General features: G+C 72.2%; 10 protein-coding genes. 7 read left to right on the top strand and 3 right to left on the bottom strand.

What is annotated here, in order from left to right; translation table 11 throughout:
* The first annotated feature begins 108 nt into the window (after positions 1-108).
* From OGL88_RS10025 to OGL88_RS10015, 3 genes are all read left to right on the top strand, one after another.
* Positions 109-897, top strand: a complete 789-nt coding sequence (locus OGL88_RS10025; RefSeq protein ID WP_205463808.1) for a DeoR/GlpR family DNA-binding transcription regulator — start codon at positions 109-111, stop codon at positions 895-897.
* Positions 894-1,889, top strand: coding sequence for a 1-phosphofructokinase family hexose kinase (locus OGL88_RS10020; RefSeq protein ID WP_263091250.1), 996 nt, complete (start codon positions 894-896; stop codon positions 1,887-1,889). The genes OGL88_RS10025 and OGL88_RS10020 overlap by 4 nt, the downstream gene beginning before the upstream one ends.
* A gap of 80 nt (positions 1,890-1,969) precedes the next feature.
* Complete coding sequence (locus OGL88_RS10015; protein WP_263091249.1) at positions 1,970-4,054, top strand: PTS fructose transporter subunit IIABC; 2,085 nt, start codon at positions 1,970-1,972, stop codon at positions 4,052-4,054.
* A 331-nt stretch (positions 4,055-4,385) separates the two neighbouring features.
* Here the strand turns inward: OGL88_RS10015 and OGL88_RS10010 are convergent, their stop codons facing one another.
* Positions 4,386-6,119 carry a beta-N-acetylhexosaminidase gene (locus tag OGL88_RS10010; RefSeq protein WP_263091248.1) on the bottom strand — a complete coding sequence of 578 codons (1,734 nt, stop codon included), beginning with the start codon at positions 6,117-6,119 and terminating at the stop codon, positions 4,386-4,388.
* A gap of 36 nt (positions 6,120-6,155) precedes the next feature.
* Between OGL88_RS10010 and OGL88_RS10005 the strand changes: the two genes are divergently transcribed.
* Together OGL88_RS10005 and OGL88_RS10000 are read left to right on the top strand one after the other, a co-directional pair.
* A complete protein-coding gene (locus OGL88_RS10005; protein ID WP_263091247.1) occupies positions 6,156-7,331 on the top strand; it encodes an ROK family transcriptional regulator in 1,176 nt (391 codons plus the stop codon).
* Between the two features lie 51 nt (positions 7,332-7,382).
* Entirely contained in the window at positions 7,383-8,141 is a 759-nt protein-coding gene (locus OGL88_RS10000) for a DedA family protein (protein WP_263091246.1), read from the top strand.
* A gap of 11 nt (positions 8,142-8,152) precedes the next feature.
* Here the strand turns inward: OGL88_RS10000 and OGL88_RS09995 are convergent, their stop codons facing one another.
* Positions 8,153-8,356, bottom strand: a complete 204-nt coding sequence (locus OGL88_RS09995; RefSeq protein ID WP_123654508.1) for a DUF2945 domain-containing protein — start codon at positions 8,354-8,356, stop codon at positions 8,153-8,155.
* Positions 8,357-8,557: 201 nt separating this feature from the next.
* On the opposite strand from OGL88_RS09995, the gene OGL88_RS09990 reads away from it, so the two are divergent.
* Entirely contained in the window at positions 8,558-9,610 is a 1,053-nt protein-coding gene (locus tag OGL88_RS09990; protein WP_263091245.1) for a serine/threonine-protein kinase, read from the top strand.
* Positions 9,611-9,659: 49 nt separating this feature from the next.
* Positions 9,660-10,283, top strand: a complete 624-nt coding sequence (locus OGL88_RS09985) for a phosphoribosylanthranilate isomerase (protein WP_123293557.1) — start codon at positions 9,660-9,662, stop codon at positions 10,281-10,283.
* Positions 10,284-10,350: 67 nt separating this feature from the next.
* Here the strand turns inward: OGL88_RS09985 and OGL88_RS09980 are convergent, their stop codons facing one another.
* Positions 10,351-11,109 carry an HAD-IIB family hydrolase gene (locus OGL88_RS09980; RefSeq protein ID WP_263091244.1) on the bottom strand — a complete coding sequence of 253 codons (759 nt, stop codon included), beginning with the start codon at positions 11,107-11,109 and terminating at the stop codon, positions 10,351-10,353.
* Between the last annotated feature and the right edge of the window lie 56 nt (positions 11,110-11,165).

Here is an 11,165-nt window from a genome sequence, read left to right as displayed (position 1 = left end):
GGAACCTCGGGGGAGGGAGCGGGGAGGCGGGCGAGGGCGGGGTGGTTGTGTTTGTGTGGGTTTGTGGCTTATGGTTCCTGAAACCCACGGGAACGAAGGAGTTCGGGCATGTACGCAACCGAGCGGCACGACGCCATCGCAGCAGCGCTGCAGGACGCCGGCCGGGTCTCCGTCGCCGACCTGGCCGAGCACTTCGACGTCACCACCGAGACCGTGCGCCGTGACCTCGACTCGCTCGAGTCCGCCGGGGTCCTGCGCCGCGTGCACGGGGGAGCGGTGCCGATCGGCCGCTCGAGCGTCGTCGAACTCTCCGTCGCCGAGCGCGAGGGGCAGCACGGTTCCGCGAAGTCCGAGATCGCCCGCGCCGCGATGCGCCTCGTGCCCTCGACCTTCACCGGGTCGATCGCGATCGACGCCGGCACCACCTGCGCCGCCGTCGCCGCTGAACTCGCACGGTGGGAACCCGCCACCGCCGGCGCGACCCTCACCGTCATCACGAACTCCGTCCCGATCGCCGCGACCCTGCAGCACAGCGAGCACGTCGAGCTGCACCTGCTCGGTGGCCGGGTGCGCGGGGTCACGAGCGCCGCCGTCGGCACCGCCACCGTCGAGCAGATCAGCGCCCTGCGGCCCGACATCGCGTTCGTCGGCACGAACGGCCTGTCCGCCGGCTTCGGGCTGAGCACCCCGGACGAGTACGAGGCCGCCGTCAAGGGCGCCTACGTCCTCGCCGCCCGCCGAGCCGTCGTGCTCGCCGACGCCGCGAAGCACGGGGTCGAGGCCCTGATGCGCTTCGCCCGGCTCGACGAGATCGACACCGTGGTCACCGACCAGGAGCCGCCGGCCGACCTCGCCGGTGCCCTGACCGACGCCGACGTCGAGGTCGTCGTCGCATGAGCCGCCGCATCGTCACCGTCACGCCGAACCCGAGCCTCGACCGCACCATCGAGCTCTCCGGCGAACTGCAGCGCGGCGCCGTCCAGCGCGCCACCCGCTCCACCGCGGAGCCCGGCGGCAAGGGCGTCAACGTGTCCCGGGTCGTGGTCGCGAGCGGTGGGGACACCATCGCCGTGCTGCCCGGCGACGAGCTCGACCCCGTGCTGCTCGGGCTCGCCACGCGCGGCATCCCGACCGCCGCCCTGCCGATCGGTGCGCCGCTCCGCTCGAACGTCACCGTGACCGAGCCGACCGGCACCACCACGAAGCTCAACGAGCCCGGTCCGTCGCTCGCCGGTCGGCTGGACGACCTGGCCGACCTGGTCGCCGACACTGCCGCGGCGACCGCCACCGGACCCGCCGCCCGCTGGGTGGTCTTCGCCGGATCGCTCCCGCCCGGACTCCCCGACGACGCGCTCGCCGTGCTCGTGCGTGCCGTCCGTGCACGCCACGGTGAGGACGTCCGGATCGCGGTCGACTCGTCCGGCGTCCCGTTCACCGCACTGCTGCAGTCCGGCGAGCGGATCGACCTGGTCAAGCCGAACGCCGAGGAGCTCGCCGAGGTCGTCGGCGGCGACCCGGACACCTACGAGCAGGACCTCGACGCCGCCGTCGCCGCTGCAGAGCGGTTGCGCGACCGGAACGTCGGCTCGGTCCTGCTGACCCTCGGCAGCGCCGGCGCCGTGCTGGTGTCGGACGAGGGTGCCTTCGCCGCCGCAGCACCGCGGATCGTCGCCCGCTCCACCGTCGGCGCAGGGGACTCCTCGCTCGCGGGCTACCTGCTCGCCGAGGTGGCCGGAGCGTCGCCCGAGCAGCGCCTCGCCCAGGCCGTCGCGACCGGAGCCGCAGCCGCAGCCCTGCCCGGCAGTGACGTCCCCGCCCTCGACCACACCGACCCGACGGCGATCTCGGTCCAGGTGCTCACCACGCACCCGGCACCCGAGCCCGCCTGACCCCGCCCAGCCAGAACACCCCCACTCCCCGAACACCTGCACGACCCGCGCGACCAGCGCCATTGCGAAGGAGCAAGCACATGTCCGCAGACTCGAGTCCGCGCCTCATCAGCGCCCAGCTCGTCGGCCTCGACGAGGACCTCGGTGCCACCTCGGCCGACGTCATCCGCGTCCTCGCCGACCGCGTCGCCGCGACCGGCCGCGCCGCCGACGGCCGGGTGCTGGCCGAGGACGCCATCAAGCGCGAGGCCAGCGTCGGCACCGGCGTGCCCGGCGGCATCGCGATCCCGCACGCCCGTTCGGCGTCGGTGTCCGAGCCGACCCTGGCGTTCGCGCGTCTCGCCCGGAAGGTGTCGTTCGGCGCCCCGGACGGCGACGCCGACATCGTGTTCATGATCGCCGTGCCCGAGGGGGCCGACAAGGACCACCTGACGGTCCTCTCGACGCTGGCCCGGGCCCTCATCCGCGACGACTTCACCGCCGCCCTGCGCGCCGCAGCGACCCCGGACGAGATCGTCCAGCTGGTCGACCGCGAGGTGAGCGGCGAGGTGTCCGAAGCCGGCGTCGGGAAGGCGAGCAGTGCCTCCAGTCCGACCGCCGCACCGGCGCCGGGCCGCAAGGTCTTCGTCGGCGTCACCGCCTGCCCGACCGGCATCGCGCACACCTACATGGCGGCTGACGCCCTCGTCGCCGCGGCGCAGCGCGCCGGCGCTGAGATGCACGTCGAGACCCAGGGCTCCTCGCAGGTCGAGCCCCTCGACCCGGCCCTCATCGCCCGCGCCGACGCCGTCGTGTTCGCGGTCGACGTCGACGTCCGCGACCGCGGTCGCTTCGCCGGCAAGCCCCTCGTCTCCGGCCCCGTCAAGCGCGGCGTCGACGAGCCCGACAAGATGATCGCCGAGGCCATCCGCGCCTCGGACGACCCGAACGCCGCGCGGGTCCAGGGCGGTGCCGCCACGACCGAGACGAACACGAAGAACGAGCACTTCGGCCAGGCGCTGAAGCGCTGGCTGCTCACCGGCGTCAGCTACATGATCCCGTTCGTCGCGGGCGGCGGGCTGCTCATCGCGCTCGGCTTCCTGCTCGCCGGGTACGGCATCGCACTCACCCACGGTGACGACGGCGTCAACAACGCGGTCTTCGCGCTCCAGCACTACAACCTGGTCGACCTGCCGCCGGAGGGGCTCCGCTACTACCTCGGTGCCGCTGCGTTCCAGATCGGCTCCGTGTCGCTCGGCTTCCTCGTCGCAGCGCTCGCCGGGTACATCGCCTACGCCATGGCCGACCGACCCGGCATCGCGCCCGGCTTCGTCGCCGGCTCCATCGCCGTGTTCATGAACGCCGGGTTCCTCGGCGGCCTGATCGGCGGCCTCATCGCCGGTGCCGCCGCGTACTGGATCGGGCGCATCCCGACCTGGCGCTGGCTGCGCGGCCTGATGCCCGTCGTGATCATCCCGCTCTTCGCGTCGATCATCGCCTCCGGCCTCATGCTGCTCGTGCTCGGTGGACCGATCGCCTGGCTGATGACACAGCTGACCGAGTTCCTCAACTCGCTGTCCGGCGCCTCGGCGATCCTGCTCGGCATCATCCTCGGCCTGATGATGGCGTTCGACCTCGGTGGCCCGGTCAACAAGGTGGCCTACGCGTTCGCCGTCGCCGGGCTCGGTGCCGGGACCGCCACGAACGTCGTGCCGTTCGAGATCATGGCCGCCGTCATGGCAGCCGGCATGGTGCCGCCGCTCGCCCTGGCGCTCGCGTCGACCGTCCTGTACCGCAAGGGGTTCACGAAGCCCGAGCGCGAGAACGGCAAGGCCGCCTGGCTGCTCGGAGCGTCCTTCATCTCCGAGGGTGCGATCCCGTTCGCGGCCGCCGACCCGCTGCGTGTCATCCCGGCGTCGATGGTCGGTGCCGCGGTCACGGGTGCGATCTCGATGGCTGCCGGTGTGACCTCGCGGGCGCCGCACGGTGGGATCTTCGTGTTCTTCGCCATCGGTGACGTCGCGATGTTCATCGTCGCGATCCTGGCCGGCACGATCGTGTCCGCGCTGGTCCTGGTCGGGCTGAAGAAGTGGGTGCGTCGGGCCCCGGCGGCGGACGCCGCGGCTGGTGACGAGGCCGCCGTGGCCGGCGAGACCGTCGGACAGCGCGCGCCGGTCGCCGCCTAGGACGACGGCGTCTCACCGAGACGCCGCGCAGTCACCGAGACGCCGCCGGGTACGGCGGCGTCTCGCGTGCGGGACAGCGTCGCACGCGGACGACGGCGTCCCGCGCAGGTGACGGCACGAGGGGCGGACGGGAGGCCCGGTGCCAGCTGGCACCGGGCCTCCCGTCCTCGCGTGGCCGCGGCCACCCCGTGGGGTTCCGAGATCTCGGAACCTCACGGCCGCACGCGGGGCCCGCGTGGAACCTCGGCGGAAGTGAGCGGCGGGTCGTGGAACCTCGGCGCGGTGCGTGCGCGAGCGCGTGAGCACGCCCGCGTGCTGCGTGAGCGCCCGGCTACTCCGCGATGTTCGCCGTGATCGCGTCGATGTAGGCGGCACGGTCCTCACGCGAGTGCGGCCGCCCCGGAACACCGGGACGCTGCTCCCACGGGAACGGCCCGGCCTCGTGCCGGTACTCGATCCCCATCGCCTCGAGCCGCGCGGTGTGCTCGGCCAGCCGCCCGCGGAACTCGGCGACGTCGCGCGGACCGGTGACGTCCGCCGACCAGAGCGCCTCGGCCAGGGCTGCCACACGGGGGAACAGCTGGTAGTCGAGCTTCCGGGCGGTGTCGACGTGCTCCGTCCACATGTTGCCCTGGCCGCCGATGACGTGGGCGCGCTCGGACTCGGTCAGGCCGGACGGCACCGGGTCGAAGGCGAACACGTCGTCGACCGTCAGCACGATCGACACCGGGATCGGCTCGGTCGCCAGGTCGCTCTGGCGGTAGTCGAGGTAGGCCTGGTCGTCGGGCGACGAGATCACGTCGTGCCCGCGCTTCGCCGCCGTCCGGGCGCCGGTCAGACCGCGCCACGACACGATGGTCGCCGAGGGGTCGAGCGTGCCGCCCTCGAGGATCTCGTCCCAGCCGAACGCCTGCCGCCCGTGCGAGGCGACGTGTGCCGCGAGCTGCCCGATGATCCAGGCCTGCAGCTGCTCTTCGTCCTCGAGCCCGAGTGAACGCATGCGCTCCTGCGTGCGGGGGTCCTCGACCCACTGCACCTTCGGGCACTCGTCGCCGCCGATGCCGATGTAGCGGGAGGGGAAGAGCGCGATGACCTCGTCGAGGACGTCCTTGAAGAAGTCGACGGTGCTGTCGTCGGCGTTCAGGACGTCGTCGGCGATGCCCCACTCGGTCCAGACCTCCACCGGTGTCTCGGGGTGCACGCCGAGCGACGGGTAGGCGGCCAACGCGGCACGGACGTGTCCGGGCGTCTCGATCTCGGGGACCACGGTGACGAACCGGTCCGCCGCGTAGGCGACGATCTCGCGGATGTCGTCCTGCGTGTAGTACCCGCCGTGCGGGCGGCCGTCGAACGCTGCGGGCTGCAGCACGCCGTCGGCGTCGGGGACGTGCGCGCCCACCTGGGACTCACGCCGCCACGACCCGACCTCGGTCAGGCGCGGGTACTTCCGGATCTCGATGCGCCAGCCCTGGTCCTCGGTGAGGTGGAAGTGCAGCCGGTTGATCCGGTGCGCCGCGAGCTGGTCGACGACGCGCATGACCTCGTGCTTGGTGCGGAAGTGCCGGGCGACGTCGAGCATGACGCCGCGCCAGGCGAAGGCGGGCGCGTCCTCGACGATGGTCGACGGGACGGACCACGGCCCGGTGCCGACGCGGCCGCTCCGGTACACGTCGGCGGGCAGCAGCTGGAGGAGCGCCTGGACGCCGTAGAACACGCCGGCGGCCGAGCCGCCGGCGACGTCCACGCCGTCGGGTGTGACGGACAGGCGGAAGGACTCGGCGCGCTCGCCGTCGGGCGACGGCGGGCCGGCGGGCAGGGAGGGATCGTCGGTGACACGCAGCGAGATGACGCCCGTCCGGACCGACACGTCGGCGGAGGCCGCCCCGTCGTCCGCTGCGTCCCGGACCGGCTGGCCGGTCGACGCCCGCAGCGTCTGCTGCAGGTACAGTCGGACCGATCCGCTCGCTGCGTCGGCTGCGATGCGGGTCGACGGGGTGATCTCGAAGGCGCCGGTGCCGGGGACGGCGCGACGCGGTCGTGGGATGAGCATGTCGGAGTCCACCATTCCTCAATGATCTTTCGTAATGTGGAGGCTATGGCCGTGGGCGAGACCGTGTCAACGATCCCGAGTGTCGTGGGGACGACGCCGGGCGTGCTCCGACTCATGAACTCCCGGGCCATCCTCGACGAGCTCCTGCGCGACGACGCGTCGCGCACCGTGACCGAGCTCAGCCGCACCGTCGGGCTCTCCCGCCCCACGGTCGAGGCGGCGCTCGCAGACCTGGTCGACGAGGGCTGGGTGACGGAGGCCGAGGCGATCGCCACCCCGAACAAGGCCGGCCGCCGGGCCAAGCGCTTCGCGGCGGACGCCACCGCCGGTTCCGTGCTCGGTGTCGACCTCGGACTGCACGGCATCGTGGGCATCCGCGCCGACCTGCGCGGGAACACCCTCACCCGGGTCGAGGAGCGCTACGCGGACCTCGCCGACGCGGAGCAGGCCTGGACGAGCGTGCAGGACGTGGTCCGACGCCTGACGGCCGACGCGGAGGCGTCCCCGGTCCTCGCCGCCACGTTCGGCGTCCCCGCCGTCGTCGACCGTGCCGGCGAGATCGACTACACGGTCGCCGTGCCGGAGTGGGTCGAGCGCCGCGTGCCCGGCCGGATCCAGGACCTCTTCCCCGGCATCGCGACGTTCTTCGACAACGACGCGAAGCTCGCCGCCACCGCCGAGGCGATGTGGGGGCGCTTCCGGGGCGTCCAGGACGGCCTGTACCTGGTGATGGGCCGGCAGATCGGTGCGGCCTACGTCATCGACGGGGTGTTGGCGCGCGGAGCGCGCGGTGCGGCTGGCGAGATGGGCGGGCTGGCCTCGACCGGGTGGCCCGGTGCGCCGGCCCGCCTGGAGGCCCGGATCGCGTCCGACACGGACCTCGAGTCGGTCTTCGTCGCGGCCGGGCGCGGGGGCGCAGCGCCGGGCCACGGCGGCGGGGACGGCCCGGACCCGGCGGCGGTCGACGTGGTCCGCGCCTTCGCGGACGACGTGGCACCGGGCGTCGTGCAGCTCGTCACGACGATCGATCCCGAGGTCGTGGTCGTCGGGGGCGAGGTCCTGCCGGCGGCTCCGGTGTTCGCCGAGGCGCTCGCCGCGGTGGTCACGCCCGAGCTCCGGCACCCCGTCGAGATCGTCCCGTCGACGGTCGGTCGTGACGCCGTCGCCCGCGGTGCCCTCGCGCGGTCGTTGACGCACGTGCGGACCTCGCACATGGGACTCGGCTGACGCCCAGGTGCCGCGCCGGGTCCTGACAGGGCGCTCAGGGATGCTGGGGGCATGACGACTGCCGTGACCGCCCGTGCCATGACCGTCGCCACCGGCGACTCCACCGCTCCCTCGGACCTGGGCGGACTCTCCGGTCTCGTGCTCCAGATCATCGACGCCCTGGGGGAGTGGGGCGTGGCGCTCATGCTCTTCGTCGAGACGGTGTTCCCGCCGATCCCGTCCGAGCTCATCCTGCCGCTGGCCGGGTTCCTGGCGGGTGCCGGGCAGATGAACCTCGTGCTCGTCCTCGTGCTGGCGACGCTCGGGTCCTACCTCGGTGCGTTGGTGCTCTACTGGCTCGGCGCGAAGATCGGGTTCGAGCGCACCACGCGGTGGTTCGGCAAGCTCCCCCTGGTCGACGAGGACGACTTCCGCAAGGCCGCCGGGTGGTTCCACCGGCACGGCAAGAGCGCCGTGTTCTTCGGTCGGTTCGTCCCCATCGTCCGGAGCCTCATCTCCCTGCCCGCGGGAGCCGACCGGATGCACCTCGGCACCTTCTCGGTGTTCACGATCATCGCGAGTGGCATCTGGAACAGCGCGCTCGTGCTCCTCGGCGCCGCGTTCGGCTCGCAGTACGATCGTGTCGAGCAGTACACCGAGTGGATCGACCGGGTGCTCTACGTCGCGATCGCGGTCGTCGTCGTGACGTTCGTCGTCCGGCGGGTCCGTCGGTGGCGGGCGGACCGTCGCGTGGACGGAGGCGGCACCGGCGACGGAGCCGCGAGCGGGGGCGCACGAGGTCGTCGTCGCGCCGAGCCCGCCCGCGACTGAGCCGCTCGTCGTCAGGCCTTCGTCAGCGCCGACTCCTTGTGCGCGGCCCGCTTGCCGCTCTTCTCCGACTCGACGATCCAGTACGGATCGTCGTCGGTCGGCTTGAACGTCTGACCGTCGAACTCGAAGTCGCTGGTGCGCTTCTGGACGAGCTTCCCGGTCGTCTTCCCTTGCGAGGTGTTCCAGTGCACCTCGTCACCCTTCGTCAGTGCCATCGCTGTCCTCCTTGCGTGATCGCTCACCCTCATCGGAGGTCGAACGGTACCCTGATGCATCCGCATGAACACAGGGAAGTACGCCGATCACGATGTCATAACACCCGCACAAAAGCGGGGTCGGACGCGTACCGTTTCTCATGAGCCAACACGTCGGCAGCAGCCGCGGAACCTGCGGCTCTCGACGGAACGACGGAACCCATGACCATGCTGGACGGCTTGCGGACGGAGACGGTCCTGTCGGGCCGGTACCGGCTGGTGAAGCTCATCGGCACGGGCGGCATGGGGACCGTCTACGAAGCCCGCGACGAGCACACCTACCGCGCCGTCGCCGTGAAGCTCTTCGCGACCCCGGACAAGATGACGACGGCCGACCGCGTCCGGCAGGAGCGCGAGATCCGGCTCCTCAGCATGCTGTCGCACCCCGGGCTCATCCCGCTCTACGACGCCGGCACGCACGACTTCCCCGACGGCCCGCACCGGTTCATCGTGATGGAGCTCATCGCCGACACGACGCTGCTGCGCCGACTGTCCGAGGGGGCCCTGCACAACTACGAAGTGGCCGACCTCGGCGCCCAGCTCGCCGATGCCCTGGCGTACGTGCACTCGCGGGGCATCGTGCACCGGGACGTCAAGCCCGCCAACATCCTGATCAGCGACGAGGGCTCGTCCGGCTTCGCCCGGACCGTGAAGCTCACCGACTTCGGCGTCGCGCACTTCGTCGACGGCTCCCGCCTGACGAACGACGGCACGATCATCGGAACGGCGGCGTACCTGAGCCCCGAGCAGGTTGCCGGTGAGCCGATCAGCTTCGCCACCGACGTGTACTCGCTCGGACTGGTGCTGCTCGAGTCCCTCACCGGCAAGCAGGAGTACTCGGGCACCCTGATCGAGGCGGCACTGGCTCGCCTGCGGCACGACCCCGAGATCCCCGACGACGTCGCCTCGGAGTGGCGTGAACTGCTCAGCCGGATGACCGCCCGCGACCCGGAGCGTCGTCCGACCGCGGTCGCGATCGCGAACGCCCTGCGCGGGGGCTCCACGCAGGTCACCGGCCCGGTGCCGCTCGGACCGGAGCGGGTCAAGCACCAGCGGGACCACCGGATGCACCGTGCGGCCCACCGGCACGCGAAGCGCGGGACCTTCTCGGCCGTCCGCCGCTGGCGCCGGCGGAACGTGCTCGTGGGCTCGTTCGCGGCGTTCGGCGTGCTGGTCGCGTGCGGCTCCGCCTACGTCGCGGGCATGCTGCACTGAGGTCGCCCGCGCGTCCCGTTCGTCCGTGGTCCCTGGCAGGATGGACAGCATGACCGACCAGCGCTGGATCAAGATCTGCGGCCTGTCGACGCCCGACACCGTGGACGCCGCCGTCGACGCGGGCGCCGACGCGGTCGGTTTCGTCTTCGCCGCGAACAGCCCCCGCACCGTGACGGCCGACCTGGCGAAGGAACTCGTCGAGCGGCTGCCGGACGGCATCGACGCCGTCGGGGTCTTCCGCGACCAGAAGATCGACGAGATCGTCGGCATCGCGTCCGAGGTCGGGCTCACCACCCTGCAGCTGCACGGGGGCGAGGCCGCGACCGACTTCGCCCGAGCCCGCGACGCCGGGTTCTTCACCATCCGGGCCCTCGCAGCCGAGGACTACCTGCGCGAGACTGCCGAGCAGCGCGCCTCGTACGATCACGACCTGCTGCTGCTCGACGCCGCCGTGCCGGGCAGCGGTCGGCTGATCGACCCCGCCGTGATCGAGGGCGGGATCGACGAGGCCTGGATCCTGGCGGGCGGCCTGACCCCCGCCAACGTCGTGGCCGCGGTCGAGGCGCTCGACCCCGACGGCGTCGACGTGTCGAGCGGCGTCGAGTCGGAGCGCGGCGTGAAGGACCCGGCGAAGATCCGCGCCTTCGTCGAGGCCGTCCGCAGCCTGGGCTGACGCGCCATCGGCTTCCGCGCCGTCGGCTGACGCGCCGTCGGCTTCCGCGCCGTCGGCTGACGCGCCGTCAGCGCAGGGTCGGGATCAGCTCGGTCAGGAAGGCGTCAGTGTCCTCCCAGCCCTCGACCGCGTGGCACGGCACTCCAAGGGCCTTCACCGGGTAGTCGTTGCCCTCGGGGTCGAGCCGGTCGCCGACGAAGAGCATGTCGTCGAGCGCGATGCCGGTGATCTCGGCGAGACGCTGCATGCCGTACGCCTTGTCGATGCCCTTGCGGGTGATGTCCACGCTGGTCGAGCCGCCGGATCGGACCTCGAGGTCGGGGAGCTCCGCCTGCACCCGGCGACGCAGGTCGTCCTTCTTCGCGCCGGTCGGGTCCCACTGCTTCTTGACGTCGACCGGAGCGGCCTGGCCGAGCGCGGAGAAGGTGATCTGCGACCCGCGGTCCTCGAGGATGTCGCCCCAGGTCTCGGACTCCCAGTAGCCGGCGTCCTTCGCGACGGACTCGACCGCTGCGAGGGCGCGTGCCTTCTGGTCGTCGGTGAGGTCCTCGGTGTACTGCAGGGCCCAGTCGTCGTCCGACCAGCGGTAGTACCGCGTGCCGCAGGTCGGCAGCAGGTGCAGGTCGTCGAGGGTCAGGCCGTCGCGGTGGCGGAGCGGGGTGACGAGCTGCTGCTCGAACTGCGTGAAGTTGCCGCCGGAGATGACCGCGACCGGCACGACCTCGAGCAGGGACGCGAAGGTCTCGAGCATGCGGGGGTCGAGGGAGGACTTCGACGGGGCGAGGGTGTCGTCCAGGTCGAAGGCGACGAGGCGGGGCGTGGTCATGTCCCGATCCTGCCAGAGGCCACCGATCACATGCCGGGTGCTGTGTTCACCGCACG

Source organism: Curtobacterium sp. RIT-PI-V (assembly GCF_025642935.1).
In the GTDB taxonomy this organism is placed as follows: Bacteria; Actinomycetota; Actinomycetes; order Actinomycetales; family Microbacteriaceae; genus Curtobacterium.
Note: the sequence above shows the minus strand (reverse complement) of the source record. Positions and strands in the feature narration are given on the sequence as shown.

Excerpts from the sequence above, each read along its gene's own strand:
- OGL88_RS10025 (WP_205463808.1), top strand. The coding sequence starts at position 109 with ATGTACGCAACCGAGCGGCACGACGCCATCGCAGCAGCGCTGCAGGAC.
- OGL88_RS10020 (WP_263091250.1), top strand. The coding sequence starts at position 894 with ATGAGCCGCCGCATCGTCACCGTCACGCCGAACCCGAGCCTCGACCGC.
- OGL88_RS10015 (WP_263091249.1), top strand. The coding sequence starts at position 1,970 with ATGTCCGCAGACTCGAGTCCGCGCCTCATCAGCGCCCAGCTCGTCGGC.
- OGL88_RS10010 (WP_263091248.1), bottom strand. The coding sequence starts at position 6,119 with ATGGTGGACTCCGACATGCTCATCCCACGACCGCGTCGCGCCGTCCCC.
- OGL88_RS10000 (WP_263091246.1), top strand. The coding sequence starts at position 7,383 with ATGACGACTGCCGTGACCGCCCGTGCCATGACCGTCGCCACCGGCGAC.
- OGL88_RS09995 (WP_123654508.1), bottom strand. The coding sequence starts at position 8,356 with ATGGCACTGACGAAGGGTGACGAGGTGCACTGGAACACCTCGCAAGGG.
- OGL88_RS09990 (WP_263091245.1), top strand. The coding sequence starts at position 8,558 with ATGACCATGCTGGACGGCTTGCGGACGGAGACGGTCCTGTCGGGCCGG.
- OGL88_RS09985 (WP_123293557.1), top strand. The coding sequence starts at position 9,660 with ATGACCGACCAGCGCTGGATCAAGATCTGCGGCCTGTCGACGCCCGAC.
- OGL88_RS09980 (WP_263091244.1), bottom strand. The coding sequence starts at position 11,109 with ATGACCACGCCCCGCCTCGTCGCCTTCGACCTGGACGACACCCTCGCC.